The organism is Crocosphaera sp. UHCC 0190 (assembly GCF_034932065.1).
Taxonomy (GTDB): domain Bacteria; phylum Cyanobacteriota; class Cyanobacteriia; order Cyanobacteriales; family Microcystaceae; genus UHCC-0190.
In genome coordinates this window covers 1-18,132 of the sequence record NZ_JAYGHP010000030.1, presented here as the reverse complement: position 1 = coordinate 18,132, position 18,132 = coordinate 1, and the positions used below count along the sequence as shown (strand labels likewise).

Here is an 18,132-nt window from a genome sequence, read left to right as displayed (position 1 = left end):
GATATAACTGAGATTTTAAAAATTAAAAAAATAATTAATATTTAAATAATACAAGGGTAGATCATGCTATTTTTTATAGAAAAAACTCAAGGATTATGCAGCAATTTGCAAACCACTTGAGTCTAAAATATTACATTATAAGCTTAATTGTCGATCATAAATCATTTCCTGAGCTTGATTGGGAAGCAGAACCAGAAGAACTTTGAGAAGAACCATCTGATAAAATACGATTCATCGAGAACCCTGTAACGTGGACATCAGCATCTTTACCAATAGCATTGGCAGTTACTAAATAACTAGCCATTAATAAATACCCTGGCTCATTCGTCAACAATGTAACGTTTGATAATGAATTCTCAATGCCCCCGAAGACTCCTCCTTGCTCGGAAAATCTTTGCCAATAATCTAAATCAGAAATAATCATGACAAATCCCTACTATCATAAGAATAGCCTTTTGAGTTTATTAAACAGAAAGCTAGTTCAGTCTCATCTCTTTTTAACTGTAATTCGACTGAACTACGCTTTCTGAAAGCATAATCACAATAGCCATAACAAAGGCTCAAATTATTGTGATTATAGCCAACTCCTATTGACTAGGAAGCAAAAGAACTATTGGCAGATGCTGCTGAAGCTGCATTAAAGGGAATGGGCCCGATTGGAGTCAAAATCAAACCACTATTAGTATTGGTGGCTGTGACACTAGATGTAAGTGAAGAAACAACACCAAGAGAAAGAGCAGAACCAAGAGCGGTTGAATAAGCAAAACCACCTTCTACTTGGTTAACTTCAACTTCTTGTAAGTAATTAAGATCAGAAATAAACATTGGTTTTTCTCCTTGAATTAACTGTTATTTTTGAGTTTCTTGCTAAGGAATTAAGAATCAACTCCTTACACTATTTACTATAACTACTTTGGTTTTTAGTTGGTTGCCAATTTGGCAGTTTTAGTTATTTTTTTTTGAATTATTAAATAATTTTAATTGAAAATATTTTTTTTAATATGTTGCCAAACTGGCATTTTTTTAGAGCATTAATATTAAAAAAATGTCAAGTGAATAGAGTATGTCATTAATGTAGGGGTCAACGGCCGTTGACCCCTACTTCTGCCCCGTAAGCTCTTACACTTACGCACAAAACCCGCTTGCGCGGGCTTATCAATAAAATTTGAGGCAGGAGGCAGAAGGCAGGTGTTCAGCTTGCTAATGTACCGTTCGGCTGAAGCTCACGGCGAAGCCTCATGAGTCAGGGAAACGCTATATACTATGGCAATCATAGGACTGCTATATTCTGCGGTTAACGAGAAAACCAGGAACTTCTCAAGCCCCCACCAATAGTTGATGCTTGACAATCCACTGTTTCTAAATAGCTAATATCCTTAATTTTATTGGTCTTATTCTGAGATTTTGCCTCTGGGTTTTGGTGATTTTGCTGCTGATTAGAGCTATTTTGATGTTGTAAGCAATTATCTTTAATTAAACGATTGTAGGTTCGGTAAGGCATATAATGTAGGGGATTATAGCCCGCAGTTTGTAAAATCAACACACAAGCCCAGGAATATTTACCTGCCAGAATGGCATCAACAATTTTCTCAAATTGCTGTTCTGTCATCGTTTTGGTTTGTTGGTTATACACTGATTGAGACATGAGAAAACACGATCCTAAAATAAGATGTTTTAAAAGGGAAAAAACAACAGTGGAAAAATACCCAAAATTTAAAGATTGATTCCATCTTTTTGCATTTGCTTGATGGGATCAAGCAAGACATCGATAATGCGACGACGGCGAATAATAATGTCAGCCGTAACGGTTTGTCCAGGTTTAAAGGGAACAACTTTTTGATTTTCCATCACATGATCTCGTTCGAGTTTCACTTCCACCCGATAAAATTCACCTAATTTTTCATCAGATTTGGCATCAGCAGAAATTTCTGTGACTTGACCCGGAATCACACCATAATCTTGATAGGGATAAGCGTCTAACTTAACTTTGACGGGCATTCCCGGTTTAACAAAACCTGCTTCTTGAGTTGGAAGAACCGCAGAAACCACCAAAGGAGTTCCTTCTGGGGCAATTTCAGCAACAGTTTGCCCCGCTTCTAAGACTTGACCAGCATTTTTCAAGTTGAGGGATAAAACCGTGCCACTGACAGGGGCCCTAAGATATCTGTATTTCAGTTTGGCTTGGGCCGCTACCAACAGATTTTTGCTCTCGGCAATTTTGCCTTGAAGTTGGGTAATTTCTACCGCAAGCTGCTGGATTCTCTGGGAAGCTTCTAATTGCGCCCGTTGCGCTTCAGCTTTCTTCCCCGTTAACTCTGCCTGGGCCTGTTGAACACCTTGATAAGCAGTTAATAATTCCCCTCGATTTTCCGTAACATGAGATTGCAAATCTCGCATCGCTTGGTTGGCTTGAAACATTTGTTCATTGGCACTGGTTACTTCCTGGAGTTGACTGCTGGTAATGCGCTGCTCTGTTTCTCTGAGAGCTTGTTCGGCCTGAAAGATATAGTCTTGAGAAACAGCCCCCTCTTCTTGCAGGGGTAGCAGTCTGGCAATGCGCTCCTGATGAGCGATTTTCTCTGCTTGTAATTGACTGAGCTTTTCTTGAGCCGTACTAGAAAGGGGTTGTAAATCTCTTTGTCGTGATTGATAAGCCACCGCTTCGGTTTGCTGTTGGGCCAGCAATTGGCGAATGGTGGCAATTTTTTCTTTGGTATTGGCAATTACTGCTTGTTGTGCCTGTAGTTCCGCCGCAGAGATGGCCTCTGCGGTTTTAGCTTCTAATTGAATGCGCTCTTGTAAGGTTTGTTTTTGGCTGAACTCCAAATAGTAAGCGGTAATGGCTTGTTGTAGTCGCTCTATTTCTTTTTGGGCGAGTTCCGTGTCTAATTCCACGAGGAGTTGGCCGGCTTGAACAGTTTGTCCTTCTTTAACCGAAATTTGGGTGACTTTGCCTAATTCAATAGGTTGAATTTTGTAGGTTTCGCCTTCCGGGACTAACTTTCCTTGAGCTTTCCCTACTTCTTCAATGGTGCCAAACCAAGCCCAAGTCCCAAAGACTAAACAAAAGGCCATACCACTGAGAATTAACCACTGGGGTAGGGTGGCGGGGGGTTGATCTAATAGGGAATTGACGGGTAAAGACCAGTCTCTTGCACGCTCATCTGTACTTGGTTTAGGGAAGGAAATCGATGGGGGGGAGGTCATGGGTATGGTTGGACTACTTACCCCCCCATAAATTAAGGTGGCATCTTGAGTCACCCCACTTTCTCCTGGACTGGAAGCGGGTTGAGCCGCGGACAGCCCTTCAGGATTTTTGTTGAGAAACTTAACAGTTTCTTGTTGACCTTTGCTATATTTTTCTAACATTGCTAATCCTTGGTAATATTTGTCTATTTTTGTCAGGCTTATAGAGAAGAAATCAAACACAATTTCTTCTCTCCTTTCATTTTTTCACCACTAAAAAAATAACTAATGATGAGAAGAAAATATTTTTTTTCTCAACAGTGGTCAAACAAAATCTCAAAAATCTTTTACCCAAATTTCCCTTGTATTATGAGTAAAGTAGGTGTTTTAGGTTGAAATGTGAAGAGTTGATTCTTAAAATAAGCCTAACTTCCATAAATTTTATTGTCAACTAATTAGCAAAAAAATTTACAGTTGTTAAAATCTTATCAGTATTTTATCAATAAAATGTTACTATTATAAGTTTTACTTTAAAAGGAATGAGAGCAAATTTATAAAATTTACACATTTGGCATTTTTGGGGCGGCGAATCTGCTAGAAACTCTTTAGAGATATGAAAATTTAATCAAAGTTTATTTACAGCAATGAATCAGTTTTGTATAATATGTCTATAAAAAAGCAAAGCTAATCACTGTATCTATGGACAGTTTGAGGCAATTAATCCCTGAAGTACCGATTAGATATAACTTTAAATCTGTTCAAGTCTTATCGATCAGAGACAATAATCGATTGGTATGAAGACTGAACCCTCTACCAAAGGCCGATCTAGTTAATTGAGTCGAGTTGCTAAAGCAGGTTGATGCTTAATCTGAGATAATCCCCATTAGCTTGACGGTCTGACAGATCCATGGTCGTCGTCAACAAAGCATTGGAGACTTTGACAGATATCAGAAAACCAAGGGAAATTGGACGAGGAGCAAATTATGCCGGAGAATAAGATCTACATGAATTCTAAAATCGTTGAAATAAAACAATTTGACTATCAACAATTAAATCAACAGACGCGAGAGCAGATTCAAGAACTAACTATTGATATCAAAAATAAACTGCGTCGCTGCGCTCAAGATATTGTGGAAATTGGCGATAATTTGTGCAAAATCAAAGAACAACTACAACATGGACAATTTCGCAGTTGGTTACAAGCGGAATTTGATTGGAGTGTTTCCACTGCCAATAAGTTTATGCAAGTTAGTCAAAGATTTAAAGTCGAAGAACTCCAAGAAGTTGAAATTGCTCCCTCTGCTCTTTATGTTTTAGCGGCTCCTTCAACCCCAGAAACAGTCCGTCATCAAGCTCTCAACCAAGCTAAACAGGGTAAAAATATCACCTATTCTCTTGCTAAAAAACTTGTTAAAGAATATAAAATATTTAAGGAAGACGAACAATCTATCATTGACACCAATTTTCAAGACAGTTCCCAGAATATAGTCATCGTTGAAGCAGAAGCAACCCGATTATCTTCGAGTCCAACTCAGGAAAATACTCCAGACTTTGTCCCTCAAATTTATAGTTTTTCTGACTTTACTTACTATTTAGAGCAAGAATGGCGACGGATGACCCGTGAAAAGCAAGAATTATCTCTAATATTATGTAAAATTTCCTTAAAAGAAACCAATCAATCAGGTACTTTAATTGAGCAAACTATGCAAAAGATCCCTGAGGGTTTAAGTCATGTGCTAAAGCGGCCAGGAGACTTTGCAGGGGAATATAACAATCAGCAATGGACGATGGTTTTACCTAACACTGATCAAGAAGGTGCTAGATGCGTTGGCCAAAGATTTTTAAATTGGTTTCTTGCTTGGAAAAAAGACTTAATTTTATCTAACCATAACTCAATTGTCCCCCTGTCTCTCCATTTGGGGATTGGAACCACAATTCCTAGTAATCAAAATTCTTATCATGATTTGATCAACATAGCAAAACGCGCTTTATTAGAACCTAAAAATCAAGTAGATAATCACATAGTCAGTAAGGAAGATAATTCTTGATAGCTCGGTCAATGGACGCTGTAAAACTTCATTGTTTATCGGATTTTATTGACTGTCAAGGCTCAATTCCTGACTTTTCTATCGATGATTGTTATGAAGGATTTTGTCCCCAAACTCAACAAATTTTAAGGCTTCCTCGCACGGCCCTAGCTGAAGCGATCGCTGTTGGTTTAATGAGAAAACTTACTCAGGATGCTCTCTATTCTCTAGAGGGTAAAATGTATGGCATCTTATTAGTGGAAACCTCATCAAAACAACAGGGAGTCTTAAAAGCATTTTCAGGGTTATTAAAGGGTCAAAGTTTGGTTACTGAGTGGGTTCCTCCCATTTCTGGAAGGGAGCAAATCGCCTTACAAGAAGCGGAAACTCTCCTTAAATTAGCAGAAATTAAACAGCACATTATCAACTTAGATCCCACCTTAGAAAAACAAGAGTATGAGACTTTATCTCAAAAATGGCAAACTCGTTTGGACAGTTTAACTATCATTCATCAGCAGCGAAAAGAACAACGTAAACAACAACGTCAGCTATTTTTAAATACCTTAGAAAAGGATGAGTTAAACAACGCTATTGAACAACTTAATCAAGCAAGTCGTCGAGATAAATGGGAGAAAAAGCAACTCAAACAAGAACGGGATAAAAGCTTACAATCCTTACAGGAAACCATCAATACAGCAGCAATAAAAATAAGCCAATTAAGACAAGAAAGAAAACAATTATCCCGTCAATTACAAGCTCAAATGCACGCTGTTTATAGTATAACTAACTTTGCGGGAAAATCCTATTCTTTACAAGATTTGTTACCTCATGGTTTACCGACGGGAACCGGAGATTGTTGCGCCCCAAAATTGCTGCATTATGCAGCGACACACGAACTAAAACCCCTCGCTATGGCAGAATTTTGGTGGGGGCCATCTTTGGGGGATAAAATACCCGGAAGATTTTATGGCCCCTGTCGGGAACGCTGTCAACCTTTAATGGGTTTTCTCTTGTCAGGTTTATCTTCTTTTGCTTACCATAATAATCTAAAAAGTGATCAGAATCTTCAGATAATTTATGAAGATAAATGGTTAGTTGCTGTTAATAAACCTGCGGGTTTACTGTCAGTACCAGGACGTTACAGTAATAATCAAGATAGTGTCTTAAGTCGTTTAAGCAATTTACTAACCGATGGCAAAAGTCTGATGACAGTTCATCGTTTAGATCAGGATACATCAGGAATTCTTTTATTAGCTAAAGATCCAGAAAGCCATCAAAAACTAAGTCAACAATTTGCCCAAAGAAAAGTATTTAAAACTTATGAAGCTATTTTATCAGGTTCTTTATTAATTAATCAAGGTATCATTGAATTACCCTTATGGGGAGATCCTAGGGATCGCCCCTATCAAAAAGTGGATTTTCTCAAAGGAAAACCCAGCATTACTAAATTTCAAGTAATCGGGAAAAAACAAAATTATAGTCGTGTTGAATTAATTCCTGTTACGGGAAGAACTCATCAATTAAGGGTTCATTGTGCTGATCTTCAAGGGTTAGGAATGCCAATTTTAGGGGACAAACTTTATGGCAATAATGATAATCAGAGTCGCTTACATTTACACGCAAGAGAAATTAAATTTGAACATCCTCAGTTACAAAAAATTATTCAGTTGCGGGTAGACACTCCATTTTAATCAAGTTAGAGTATCATGAAAATAATGTCAGTAAAACTTACAACAATGATTGAAACAAGGTTAGGGGTATCACCAGAAGATTCATGATTTTGATAATGTTTCTCAGGTTAACTCTCCCTTTCAGCTAATTCTAACCAGCGTTCGGTTGATTGATCAATTTCTTCAATTAATTGGGATAAACGTTCTGTTAAAGTTTGCATTTCCGCAAAATCACTGGGTGGATTACGATATAATATTTGTTCAAGTTCTTCTTTTTCTGTTTCCATTTTTGGGATTTTTTCTTCTAATTCTTTATATTCATATTTTTCTTTAAATGAGAGTTTACGAGTTTCACTCGGTTTAACTTTTTGTTCTGTTTTAGATTGCTCTTTACCCTTGACTTCTGCTTTCTTTTGTGCTTCTTTTTCCGCTTCTTTTGCTCGATCTTCGTCAGCTTTTTTATAGTCTAAATACACAGAATAATTGCCTGGATATTGTCGAATATTTCCCCCTTCTTCTAAAGAAAAAATCGTGTCAACTGTACGATCTAAAAAGTAGCGATCATGAGAAACAACAATCACACAACCATTAAAGTCTTCTAAATATTCCTCTAAAACCCCTAAAGTTTGTACATCTAAATCGTTGGTTGGTTCATCTAAAATTAACACATTGGGCGCACTCATTAAGACTTGTAATAAAAATAAACGTCGTCTTTCTCCTCCAGACAGTTTATGGATAGGTGCATATTGTTGATTCGGTGGAAATAGAAATCTTTCTAACATTTGGGAAGCAGTAATAACACTTCCATCAGAAGTTTTTACTAATTCTGCTACATCTTTTAAATAATCAATTACCCGTTGATCTTCATTGACTAATAAGTCTTCAGAATGTTGATCAAAATAGCCAAAATGAATGGTAGGGCCAATCTCAACTGTTCCAGAATCAGGGGTAATTCTTCCGGTTATAATATTCATTAAAGTTGATTTTCCTGCCCCATTTGCACCGATAATTCCTACCCGATCTTGAGGATTAAAAATATAAGTAAAATCCTTAATTAAAACTCGTTCGTCATAAGCTTTCTTAATAGTATTTAATTCAATAACTTTTTTACCAATACGACGATTTGCTGTCGTTATTTCTACCTTCCCTTGTGCTTGTTTAAACTCCTTCTCCCGCATTTCTCCAATGCGATCAATACGGGCTTTTTGCTTGGTACTTCTAGCTTTTGGTCCTCGTTTTAACCATTCTAATTCCCGTCTTAAGACCCCCGCGTGTTTCTTTTGACTACTAATTTCTGATGCTTCTGCTTCCGCTTTCTTCTCTAAAAAATAAGCATAGTTTCCTGCATATTGATAGATATCACCTTGATCAATTTCGATGATACGATTCGTCACTTTATCTAAGAAATACCGATCATGAGTAATTAATAATAATGCCCCTTGATAACGGTTTAAATAACTTTGTAACCATTCAACAGATAAAGCATCTAAATGGTTAGTGGGTTCATCCATTAATAATACATCAGGTTCCGATAATAACCCAGAAGCTAAAGCAATTCGTTTACGATAACCTCCTGATAAATCTCCAATTTTTGCCTCAAAATCTTCAATCCCTAATTGACTTAAAATAATTTTAGCGTTAGTTTCTACATCCCAAGCTTCTAAACTTTCAATTTTTTGTGTAACTTGAGACAAACGGGACATTAAACTATCAGTATCTTGAGAATTATGAGCTAGTTTATGAGAAATTTCTTCATACTCTCTTACTAAGGCCATTTGTTCCCCACAGTCCGCAAAAACTTGTTCTAAAACCGTGCAATTTTCGTCTAAATTAGGTTGTTGAGGTAAGTAAACAATTTTTGACCCTGAGTTTACCCATAAATCACCCCCATCAATGGGTTCTAATCCTGCTATCATCTTTAATAAAGTAGATTTTCCTGACCCATTTGTGCCAATTAAACCGACTTTATCCCCTTCATCAAGGCTAAAAGTTGCCTCTTTTAAAATCTCTTTAATACCAAAGTCTTTCTTAACTGATCTTAGGGTGAAAATTGTCATCTAGCTAGTCCTTATTTTTCCTGTTTTAATTCCAACAAACCAACCGTTCCCACGAAAAAAGTATAAATGCCATATTTGAGGGGATTTTGGCCGCCTAATGCGGTATAATAAGCCGCGATTAATGCTTCCACAAAATGGGAACCTAGGGCTACTCGATCTAACCAAAAAATAAATCTCAAGCCATCAGGAATTATTAATCCCTTATAATGGGCATAGAGGTTCCCTAATTCCCAAATAATCGCCGTAGAAATCAGAATAGTAGAAATAATTTTAATTAGCCGTATAATAGATGGAGATAAGGGTTTAAGTGAGATAACTTGAGCTAAATTAGAGATCATTCGGTTGACATCAATAATAATTCGATTGCTCATCTATGATAGTCAATTTTCATCAAATTAACCAGCATTTTTTCCGCTCCGCCCTGAGTCTTCTCATGGGTTCTCAAAAAAAGTGGTTATCTGAGACAATTGACTGGCAACAGGAAATTGCCACCTTTCAAACCTCAGACTTTTCCTATCCATCTTATTACACTTTAGCCAATTTTCATGGCATTGAAGGAGGCTATCTTAACCCCATCGCTGCCCTTACCTATGATATCGTAACTCCCTTGGCAACGCCCCCCAATGAACAATGGATTCGTCATTGTTTACTAAATGCAATCAAAATTAAACCCCAAAAAATTCTGGATTTAGGGTGTGGAACAGGGTCAAATACCATTATCTTAAAAAAGCGGTTTCCAGACGCTTTGATAGTTGGCTTAGACTTATCCCCTTATATGTTAATTATAGCTCAGGATAAAGCGCAACAAAAAAAATTAGCAATTCACTGGCAACAAGGCTTAGCTGAAGCAACAAATTTTCCGTCAGGTTCCTATGATTTAGTAACAATTTCTATGGTATTACATGAAACCCCAACAAAAATTTGTCAAGAAATTCTTCAAGAAAGTTTTCGTTTGCTGAAACCGGGAGGACAACTGATTATTCTCGATGCCAATCAAAAAAGATTAAGCAAAGCACAATGGTTAATTAAACTCTTTAAAGAACCCTATTCCTCTGTTTATTCCCAAGGCAATATTACCACTTGTTTAAATCAGGTTGGATTTCAACAAATTCTTAGTAAACCCATTTGGTGGATTTATCAAGTAACTGATGCTTGTAAACCAGTCACATCAGCACAAAAGCAAAGAAAAGATGAATAAAAAAGTCAGAAAAATGATATAATTGTATAGTGTATTTTTGAGCCTTGTATCCTAAATTATCCTTTTGAGTCCCTATGTTCTTTTTATTGGAAGTCGGTACAGAAGAATTACCCGCAGATTTTGTCGATGGAGCGATCGCCCAATGGCAACAACGAATTCCGGTTAGTCTCCAAGAGCATTTTTTAGAACCAGACTCCATAAAAGTTTATGGGACACCTCGACGGTTAGCCGTGTTAATTGCTGGACTACCTGAACAACAAAATGATCGTGATGAAATCATCAAAGGTCCCCCTGCTGCGGCTGCTTTTAAAGAGGGAAAACCCACAAAAGCGGCGGAAGGATTTGCTCGTAAACAAGAAGTAGATTTAAAAGATTTAGAAATTCGCCCCACGGAAAAAGGGGACTTTATTTTTATTGAAAAGAAAATAAAAGGTAAGGCAACAAAAGAAATTCTACAAGAATTAATTCCTACTTGGATTAATAGCTTAGAAGGTAGACGCTTCATGCGGTGGGGAGATGGAGATCTGCGATTTTCTCGTCCTATTCGTTGGTTAGTAACCTTATGTGATGATCAAGTTCTACCTCTAGAAATTGTTAATGGAAACAGCAGTTTAGCCAGCGATCGCCTCTCCTATGGTCATCGAATTTTACACCCTGACGCTATCAGTTTAACTCAAGCATCCACTTATGTAAAAACGCTACAATCAGCTTATGTAGAAGTTGACAAGAAACAGCGTCAGCAAATTATTGAAAAAGACCTTAAAAACCTTGGCAAAAAATTAGGTGGAACCCCTGAAATTCCGGCTGATTTATTAGCAGAAGTCATTAATTTAGTCGAATATCCAACAGCCGTTGCTGGCAACTTTGATGAAGAATTTCTTAGTCTACCCACTGAAGTCATCATAACCGTAATGGTGACTCACCAGCGATATTTTGCCGTTAAGAAATCCGACGGCTCACTATTACCTAATTTTATTACAATTTCTAATGGAGATCCCCAAAAATCAAAGATTATTTCCCAAGGTAATGAAAGGGTAATTCGGGCCCGTTTAGCTGATGCTCAATTTTTCTATACAGCAGACTGTGATCAACCTTTAGAAAGTTATTTACCCCAACTAGAAACTGTCACCTTTCAAGAAGAATTAGGAACCATTCGTGACAAAGTTGATCGCATTATGGATATGGCCCAACAAATTGCTGATTACTTAAAAATCACTCCCAAACAACGGGAAGAAATTGAAAGTACCGCCCTGCTGTGTAAAGCTGATTTAGTCACACAGATGGTCTATGAATTTCCCGAATTACAAGGGATCATGGGGCAAAAATACGCCTTAGTAAGTGGGGAATCAGAAGCCGTCGCCCAAGGCATTTTTGATCATTATTTACCCCGTGGGGCTGATGATATAATGCCCCAATCTTTAACTGGCCAAGTAGTAGGCCTTGCTGATCGTTTAGATACTTTAATCAGTATTTTTGGACTGGGAATGATCCCCACAGGATCATCCGATCCTTTTGCCTTAAGACGGGCAGCCAATGCTATTATTAATGTCACCTGGAATAGCCAATTATCAATTAATTTGTCTCAATTATTATTCCAAGGTTGTCAGGCATTTGTTACCTCTCATCCCGATAATAAATCCCCCCTTGAAGCGTTGCAAACCTTCTTTATTCAACGCATTCAAACCCTCTTACAAGATGAATTAGGGATTGATTATGATTTAGTTAATGCTGTCATCGGAGAAAATGATCTCGATTATACAGAAAGGGCGTTACAAAACTTATTAGATGTGCGCGATCGCGCTCAATTTCTCCAGGAAATTCGCCAGAATGGGATGTTAGATCAGATTTATGAAACGGTAAACCGTTCAACCCGTTTGGCAGCTAAAGGGGACTTAGGCTATACTGAACTAGATCCCAGTAAAGTCATTCGGCCCCAGTTATTTGAAAAGACCTCAGAACAAGGATTTTATGAAGCGTTAGTTACCTTAGTTCCTAAAACAAAAATCGCCCAATCTGATAGTAATTATCAATTGTTAGTGGAAGGTTTAGCTGATATTGCCCCCACGGTGAATGAATTTTTTGATGGAGAAGATAGTGTCTTGGTGATGGATGACAATCCTCAGATCCGACAAAACCGTCTCAATTTGTTGGGAATTCTCCGCAATCATGGGAGAGTGTTAGCAGATTTTGGTGCGGTTGTCAAGGGATAAAGTTTAATAAAAATCATCTATCTAGATCTTAACTTTAACGGAAATAGGGATAGACTGATGAAAAAATTTCCAGGGATCTAATTCTAGAATTTCAACAACGGAAATGTACCAATCTTGACTAATTTCAGCTTGATTTGTAGCGGGAGTTACTAAAGTTTTTTTAGACATTTGAGTCATCTCCAGGGAATAAACAAAATTACCTATATATGCTTAAATTTATACTTAATTTTATAACTCAACAGTGATGCTATCTGACTTAATTTGTAATCTTAATCATTTTATTTTCAGATTAAGATCACTGACAAATTAAAAGAGAAGAAATATGGACAAACGTTAACAATAATCAGGAATTTTACTGAGATTTAAGTAAAGATAAGGAAACAAACAGGAGCAAATTTGGGAGCTTGGGAAAATCAAGTTGAGAGAAACACTGTCTATGGTTGATTACGATAATTATCTTCATCACCAAAACCAAGATCTACATTCAGCCGATACATCCATCTTTTTTTATCTGAAGGATCTTGTTTTCTTTCGATCACCTTATATTTCAGCAATTTTTTGATAGACTGCCCCACATTCGGTTGATGCTTTTTGATTTCATCGGCAATGGTTTGTTGTGTAACTGGAGTCCACTCCTCAAAATTAAGATGAATTAATAAGGCCATAAATACCTTGTAATCTATACCCTTAAACTGATTAGCTGACATTAGATATTGCCAACCATTTATAAATAGTCCAAGAGAGTTTAGCTGAGATTCTTGCAGTTTCTGATAAATGACAGGTAAAGGCTCTAAGGGGACTAATTCAAAATCAGAAATTTCCCATTCTTCTTGATCTAATTCATTTAAAAAAGTTTTCACGATCATCGTCTTACGTTCATTTTGAGCGATTGATTTTGACTGTTTAATCATCTCAAAGAGGTGAGTCATAATCTAAGTTAAATTAATGTGACTCTTTTAATTTAATGTAAATAATTATTAACGGGTGTGATCTAAATCATCTCAATTACTGAGAATTTTCGGAGTAAAGTTCCAAGAAAATTAGACAATTTTAGATAATTTTAGACACTTTATAATTAGATGGTTAAGAATAAGTTAAGAGTAAAATTTTAAAAACAAAAGCCCCAACCAAAATTTTGTTGAGGCCTAACCTGTTGTTCCCTAACCTTACTTACCTAACTATTAGTTAAGCTTATGCCATTATGTACTATTTTTCTGAGTATGTCTGTACGTTTTCGTACATTTATTTTTGACAAATATCCCCTATTTTTGGACAAATCTAGACATTGTTAAATTTATTCATAGTCCAAGAAAATTTGGGAGCAGTCCACCAATAATCTAGTAGGATAGTCAGGGGTGATAAGAGAAATAATGACCAAAAAACTGCAGTGGATAGATACCAGAAATGCTGGATGATAAAGGTTACTAAAGCAACAGCAATCGCCCAACCCAAGCGACTTAGAGGGTGATTGGGAATTGAACGAGGATCGGTTAACATGAATAAAGCAAATAAGAGGAGACTGCCACTCATTAGATGATGTGCTAAAACATCCCAACTCCATCCTACCCAAACATAACGGACAGCTTCCAATATTGTATAAGTTCCTAAAAATACTGTTGAAGTTTCCCCGCGTCCTACTCGTTTTAAAATAATGCCCCCTGTCCCCAAAAATAACAGTATATACCACCAATCATCACCCCATTGCCCAGGAGATACCCAAGCATCTTGTGTCAGGGTTAAGGCGGCAATAATACCAAAATTAGCGGGGTTAAAAAAGTGTTTATTGTTTACTCGAAATAGAAACTTACTACCAATGGCTAAACTAGCAGCAAGGATCATCGTTGTGTAATGATTAGCCCGTAATAATAAACAGAGTCCTAAAGCCGTAATTAAAGCACTACGCCAAGAAGCCATAAATAAGGGATTAATGATAGAATTAAGCCCAAGCTGCCGGGGATTATCTGCCGATGAGAAAGAAACTACAGAAGTTAGACCCCATTGAGTTAGTAGACAAGTAAGAACAATAACTATAATTAGCTCAGGTTTCAGCGTCCAATCACGGGTTAAAATTCCTAATAAGAGAAAAGAACTCAGAAACAAAATTTGATAGTCTCGATCATCTTTGAAAACCATTGTTTTCTTAAAAGTCACAGTAAGAATGATTTATTTTAAGCTATTTTAAAAAGTAGGGGTCAACGGCCGTTGACCCCTATCAATCCTTGTTTTTAAGAAAAATTCTGTCTTTTGACAGTCCCATCACCCCTTTAGCCCCTGATACCTCAACCCTAGAAAGGTTAGTATAGTTAGAATAAATTCCCCTATTGTTACTAAAATCATATAAATTTTTATGGAAGTGCCTGTGCTTGGTAAATTAAACCGCCCTCTCCCTTGGATTTTAGCCGCGATGACTGGGGGTATTCTCCTCGTTGGAGGATTAACCTACAAAATGGTCGAAAGCCCTACCACAGAGAGCAAAATCGACCAAATGACCGTTGTCGCTCAACGAGAAACCCTAGCTGTTGAAATTGAAGCCAGTGGAACAGTAGAACCCATAGATAGTGTGAATATTAGCCCGAAAAATCCGGGAAGATTAGTGCAATTACGGGTGGAACAAGGAATGCCCGTCAAACAGGGTCAAATTCTCGCCGTCATGGAAAATACCGAAGTGCGGGCCGAGGGGAAATATGCAGAAGCCAATTATAATAAAGCCTTAGCCGATCTTGAAGCCGCCAGAGTCCGCATTCCTAGTGCCATTCAACAGGCCCAAACCCGTTACGCTCAAGCTCAAGCCCAATTTCAAGAAACCCAAGCAAACCTAGAACGAGCTAAACAGAGAATTCCCAAAGATCTTGACCAAATTAAAGCCCAAATCATTTCCGCCCGTTCTCAGGCTAATTTAGCAGCCTCCCGTGTCAAGCGCAACCAAGAATTATTGCAACAAGGTGCGATCACCCAAGATCGTTTTGATGAAATTATGAATGATTCTCTCAATGCTCAAGCTAACCTAGTTGAACTTGAGAAAAAACTGGAACAGACCGAAAATACAGCTAACCCTGAAGTTGGACAACTTCAACAAGCCGCGATGCAAGCACAGGCAGCAGTAGCTGAGACAAATATTGCCTTTGAGGAACGGAAACAGACGGCTAAGACCGAAATTGCCCAATTAGAAGCAGGGGCCGCTGCAGCTAAAGCCCAATTAGAAAAAGTGGCGATTCAATTCCAAGATACCGCGATCCGTGCGCCCTTTGATGGGGTTGTCACCCAAAAATACGCTACCCCAGGGGCATTCGTCACCCCAACCACTTCAGCCTCCAGCACAGCATCAGCCACTTCTAGCTCAATTTTAGCCATAGCACGGGGCTTAGAAATAGTGGCTAAAGTGCCTGAAGTCGATATCGCCATGATTCAACCAGGACAACCTGTCACTATTAAAGCTGATGCCTACCCGAATGAAGAATTCCAAGGGCAAGTGATTCGTATTGCCCCAGAAGCCATTGTGGAGCAAAATGTGACCTCTTTTGAAGTGACCATCGGCTTGATTACAGGACGGGATAAATTATTGTCTAAAATGAATGTAGATGTCATGTTTTTAGGGCAAGAAATTAATGAGGCTGTAGTCATTCCCACCGTTGCCATTGTTACCCAAGAAGGAGAAACGGGAGTTATGGTGCCTGATGCTGACAATAACCCGAAATTTCGCTCCGTTACTATTGGCCAAGTTTTAGATGATAAAACCCAAATTTTATCGGGTTTAAACCCAGGAGAACGAGTTTTTATTGATATCCCTGAGCCAAAAGATAAAAAATAATCCTTCTAAAACATATAGTTTCTATGAATTTGTTAGAAAGTTTTAAAATGGCGGCCTCAATGTTAGCAGCCAATAAATTACGCACTAGCCTAACCATGTTAGGGATGATTATTGGTAATGCTTCAGTGATTGCAACTATTGGCATTGGCCAAGGGGCCCAAAAATTAGCAGAAGAACAATTAAACGCCTTGGGGCCCACAGTGATTTTTATTGTTCCTGGTACTCGCACAGCTCGTCGGGCAACTTTTAATTTACCGAGAACTTTAGTTTTAGAAGATGCTAAAGCGATTACCTCCCTAGTTCCTGGTATTAAAGCAGTAGCCCCAGAAATTAATCAACGTCAATTAATTTCTTATCGGAGTCAAAATACGAATGTTTCGCTAATAGGAACGACTCCTAAATATCCCTCAGTGCGAAATTTTCCGGTGGCAACAGGACGGTTTTTTAATGAGATTGATGTCCAAAGAAATAAACGAGTAGCGGTTATTGGTTCGGCGATTGCTGACCGATTTTTTGTAGCCAGTAGTCCCATTGGAGAAAAAATTCGAGCCAAAAATATCAGCTTTGAAATCATTGGAGTGATGGAAAAAAAGGGGTCTTTTTTTGGGACTAATTTAGATGAAACGGTTTTAATTCCCTTAACTACTATGGCTAATCAAATTGTCGGGCGAACCTCTCCCTATGGTTTAGAATTAACCTGGATTAATGCAGAAGCACAAGATGTAGATAGTGTACGGGCAGCTAAGTTTCAAATTGAAAATCTTTTGCGTCTCAGACATAAGATTACCAATGAAGATGATTTTGGGGTAGAAACAGCCAAACAAATGTTAGATATTGTTGGGAATATTGCCACAGGTTTAACGGCAATGCTGACAGTTATTGCCGGAATTTCTCTGGTTGTGGGAGGAATTGGGGTGATGAATATTATGTTGGTTTCTGTGAGTGAACGTACCTCGGAAATTGGACTGAGAAAAGCATTAGGGGCGACTCAAGGGGATATTTTAGGACAATTTTTAATTGAAGCGGTAATCATTTCTCTGTCTGGGGGCATGATTGGGATTATCACAGGGGTTAGTTTAATTACCTTAGTGGGCATTTTTTCCCCCTTATCTTCCGGTATTTCTTCCAGTGCGATTATTATTTCCCTAGTGGTTTCCGGCGGTATTGGCTTAGGATTTGGGGTCTTACCCGCACAAAGAGCCGCCAAACTTGATCCCATTGTGGCCTTAAGGAGTAGTTAAGTTACCCCTTGCTTCTTAATCTGATGTTATTAGATACATAAATAAAACTTATAGCTAAGATAAGAAAACGTTTTGTTAATCTTCTTTACAAAACTTGATAACTTGTTTATCATGAGAGTGTCAATACATCGTACCTTGACAAATCAATAAGGAATTATAACCAAATGACTACCACCTTACAACAACGCGAAAGCGTTTCCGTTTGGGAACAGTTTTGTCAGTGGGTTACCAGCACCAACAACCGCATTTATGTAGGTTGGTTCGGTACTCTGATGATCCCCACCCTCTTAACTGCTACCACTTGCTTCATCATCGCCTTCATCGCTGCTCCTCCTGTGGACATTGATGGAATCCGCGAACCCGTAGCTGGCTCTTTACTATACGGAAACAACATCATCTCTGGTGCTGTTGTTCCTTCTTCCAACGCTATCGGTTTACACTTCTATCCCATTTGGGAAGCCGCATCTTTAGATGAATGGCTTTACAATGGTGGCCCTTACCAGTTAGTAATCTTCCACTTCTTAATCGGAGTATTTTGCTACTTAGGCCGTCAGTGGGAACTCTCCTACCGTTTAGGAATGCGTCCTTGGATCTGTGTTGCTTACAGCGCACCTGTATCTGCTGCGACTGCTGTATTCTTAATCTACCCCATCGGACAAGGTTCTTTCTCTGATGGTATGCCTTTAGGAATCAGTGGAACCTTCAACTTCATGTTCGTGTTCCAAGCAGAACACA

15 protein-coding genes and 1 pseudogene are annotated in these 18,132 nt (G+C 38.1%); 7 read left to right on the top strand and 9 right to left on the bottom strand.

Going from position 1 to position 18,132, the window contains the following annotated elements:
* Window positions 1-154: 154 nt before the first annotated feature.
* The 4 genes from VB715_RS21700 to VB715_RS21685 all read right to left on the bottom strand — a co-directional run bounded on the left by VB715_RS21700 (window position 155) and on the right by VB715_RS21685 (window position 3,369).
* On the bottom strand, window positions 155-424 hold the full coding sequence (locus VB715_RS21700) for a hypothetical protein (RefSeq protein WP_323303281.1): 270 nt from the start codon (window positions 422-424) through the stop codon (window positions 155-157).
* Window positions 425-594: 170 nt separating this feature from the next.
* Window positions 595-825 (bottom strand): hypothetical protein, encoded by a 231-nt coding sequence (locus VB715_RS21695; protein WP_323303280.1) that lies wholly within the window; start codon window positions 823-825, stop codon window positions 595-597.
* A gap of 469 nt (window positions 826-1,294) precedes the next feature.
* Entirely contained in the window at window positions 1,295-1,645 is a 351-nt protein-coding gene (locus tag VB715_RS21690; protein ID WP_323303279.1) for a HetP family heterocyst commitment protein, read from the bottom strand.
* Window positions 1,646-1,713: 68 nt separating this feature from the next.
* A complete protein-coding gene (locus VB715_RS21685) occupies window positions 1,714-3,369 on the bottom strand; it encodes an HlyD family efflux transporter periplasmic adaptor subunit (RefSeq protein ID WP_323303278.1) in 1,656 nt (551 codons plus the stop codon).
* Between the two features lie 800 nt (window positions 3,370-4,169).
* Here VB715_RS21685 and VB715_RS21680 point away from each other — a divergent pair.
* Both VB715_RS21680 and VB715_RS21675 read left to right on the top strand, forming a co-directional pair.
* The gene (locus VB715_RS21680) at window positions 4,170-5,234 is read left to right on the top strand and encodes a DUF3102 domain-containing protein (protein WP_323303277.1); all 1,065 of its coding nucleotides are present in this window, start codon (window positions 4,170-4,172) and stop codon (window positions 5,232-5,234) included.
* Between the two features lie 11 nt (window positions 5,235-5,245).
* Window positions 5,246-6,904: an RluA family pseudouridine synthase gene (locus tag VB715_RS21675; RefSeq protein ID WP_323303276.1), complete on the top strand. Its 1,659-nt coding sequence runs from the start codon at window positions 5,246-5,248 to the stop codon at window positions 6,902-6,904.
* 107 nt (window positions 6,905-7,011) lie between these two features.
* Here VB715_RS21675 and VB715_RS21670 read toward each other — a convergent pair whose 3' ends face one another.
* Together VB715_RS21670 and VB715_RS21665 are read right to left on the bottom strand one after the other, a co-directional pair.
* Window positions 7,012-8,940: an ABC-F family ATP-binding cassette domain-containing protein gene (locus VB715_RS21670; protein ID WP_323303275.1), complete on the bottom strand. Its 1,929-nt coding sequence runs from the start codon at window positions 8,938-8,940 to the stop codon at window positions 7,012-7,014.
* Between the two features lie 11 nt (window positions 8,941-8,951).
* Window positions 8,952-9,311 (bottom strand): hypothetical protein, encoded by a 360-nt coding sequence (locus VB715_RS21665; RefSeq protein WP_323303274.1) that lies wholly within the window; start codon window positions 9,309-9,311, stop codon window positions 8,952-8,954.
* A gap of 2 nt (window positions 9,312-9,313) precedes the next feature.
* Between VB715_RS21665 and VB715_RS21660 the strand changes: the two genes are divergently transcribed.
* Window positions 9,314-10,138: a class I SAM-dependent methyltransferase gene (locus VB715_RS21660; RefSeq protein WP_323303273.1), complete on the top strand. Its 825-nt coding sequence runs from the start codon at window positions 9,314-9,316 to the stop codon at window positions 10,136-10,138.
* Between the two features lie 74 nt (window positions 10,139-10,212).
* On the top strand, window positions 10,213-12,348 hold the full coding sequence (gene glyS / locus VB715_RS21655) for a glycine--tRNA ligase subunit beta (RefSeq protein ID WP_323303272.1): 2,136 nt from the start codon (window positions 10,213-10,215) through the stop codon (window positions 12,346-12,348).
* A gap of 21 nt (window positions 12,349-12,369) precedes the next feature.
* On the opposite strand, the gene VB715_RS21650 is transcribed toward glyS, so the two are convergent.
* From VB715_RS21650 to VB715_RS21640, 3 genes are all read right to left on the bottom strand, one after another.
* Window positions 12,370-12,516, bottom strand: coding sequence for a hypothetical protein (locus tag VB715_RS21650; RefSeq protein ID WP_323303271.1), 147 nt, complete (start codon window positions 12,514-12,516; stop codon window positions 12,370-12,372).
* A gap of 266 nt (window positions 12,517-12,782) precedes the next feature.
* Window positions 12,783-13,277 carry a hypothetical protein gene (locus VB715_RS21645; protein ID WP_323303270.1) on the bottom strand — a complete coding sequence of 165 codons (495 nt, stop codon included), beginning with the start codon at window positions 13,275-13,277 and terminating at the stop codon, window positions 12,783-12,785.
* A gap of 349 nt (window positions 13,278-13,626) precedes the next feature.
* The gene (locus tag VB715_RS21640; RefSeq protein ID WP_323303269.1) at window positions 13,627-14,481 is read right to left on the bottom strand and encodes an RnfABCDGE type electron transport complex subunit D; all 855 of its coding nucleotides are present in this window, start codon (window positions 14,479-14,481) and stop codon (window positions 13,627-13,629) included.
* A 214-nt stretch (window positions 14,482-14,695) separates the two neighbouring features.
* On the opposite strand from VB715_RS21640, the gene VB715_RS21635 reads away from it, so the two are divergent.
* The 3 genes and pseudogenes from VB715_RS21635 to VB715_RS21625 form a co-directional block, all read left to right on the top strand.
* Window positions 14,696-16,156 (top strand): efflux RND transporter periplasmic adaptor subunit, encoded by a 1,461-nt coding sequence (locus VB715_RS21635; protein ID WP_323303268.1) that lies wholly within the window; start codon window positions 14,696-14,698, stop codon window positions 16,154-16,156.
* Between the two features lie 23 nt (window positions 16,157-16,179).
* A complete protein-coding gene (locus VB715_RS21630; protein ID WP_323303267.1) occupies window positions 16,180-17,397 on the top strand; it encodes an ABC transporter permease in 1,218 nt (405 codons plus the stop codon).
* 164 nt (window positions 17,398-17,561) lie between these two features.
* Window positions 17,562-18,132 (top strand): annotated as a pseudogene (locus VB715_RS21625) (photosystem II q(b) protein); the annotation flags it as partial.

What these genes read in the sequence shown, in the direction of transcription:
- VB715_RS21690 (WP_323303279.1), bottom strand. Translation starts at nt 1,645, where the DNA reads ATGTCTCAATCAGTGTATAACCAACAAACCAAAACGATGACAGAACAG.
- VB715_RS21640 (WP_323303269.1), bottom strand. Translation starts at nt 14,481, where the DNA reads ATGGTTTTCAAAGATGATCGAGACTATCAAATTTTGTTTCTGAGTTCT.
- VB715_RS21645 (WP_323303270.1), bottom strand. Translation starts at nt 13,277, where the DNA reads ATGACTCACCTCTTTGAGATGATTAAACAGTCAAAATCAATCGCTCAA.
- VB715_RS21670 (WP_323303275.1), bottom strand. Translation starts at nt 8,940, where the DNA reads ATGACAATTTTCACCCTAAGATCAGTTAAGAAAGACTTTGGTATTAAA.
- VB715_RS21700 (WP_323303281.1), bottom strand. Translation starts at nt 424, where the DNA reads ATGATTATTTCTGATTTAGATTATTGGCAAAGATTTTCCGAGCAAGGA.
- VB715_RS21660 (WP_323303273.1), top strand. Translation starts at nt 9,314, where the DNA reads ATGATAGTCAATTTTCATCAAATTAACCAGCATTTTTTCCGCTCCGCC.
- VB715_RS21630 (WP_323303267.1), top strand. Translation starts at nt 16,180, where the DNA reads ATGAATTTGTTAGAAAGTTTTAAAATGGCGGCCTCAATGTTAGCAGCC.
- VB715_RS21665 (WP_323303274.1), bottom strand. Translation starts at nt 9,311, where the DNA reads ATGAGCAATCGAATTATTATTGATGTCAACCGAATGATCTCTAATTTA.
- VB715_RS21685 (WP_323303278.1), bottom strand. Translation starts at nt 3,369, where the DNA reads ATGTTAGAAAAATATAGCAAAGGTCAACAAGAAACTGTTAAGTTTCTC.
- glyS (WP_323303272.1), top strand. Translation starts at nt 10,213, where the DNA reads ATGTTCTTTTTATTGGAAGTCGGTACAGAAGAATTACCCGCAGATTTT.
- VB715_RS21680 (WP_323303277.1), top strand. Translation starts at nt 4,170, where the DNA reads ATGCCGGAGAATAAGATCTACATGAATTCTAAAATCGTTGAAATAAAA.
- VB715_RS21635 (WP_323303268.1), top strand. Translation starts at nt 14,696, where the DNA reads ATGGAAGTGCCTGTGCTTGGTAAATTAAACCGCCCTCTCCCTTGGATT.
- VB715_RS21675 (WP_323303276.1), top strand. Translation starts at nt 5,246, where the DNA reads ATGGACGCTGTAAAACTTCATTGTTTATCGGATTTTATTGACTGTCAA.
- VB715_RS21695 (WP_323303280.1), bottom strand. Translation starts at nt 825, where the DNA reads ATGTTTATTTCTGATCTTAATTACTTACAAGAAGTTGAAGTTAACCAA.
- VB715_RS21650 (WP_323303271.1), bottom strand. Translation starts at nt 12,516, where the DNA reads ATGTCTAAAAAAACTTTAGTAACTCCCGCTACAAATCAAGCTGAAATT.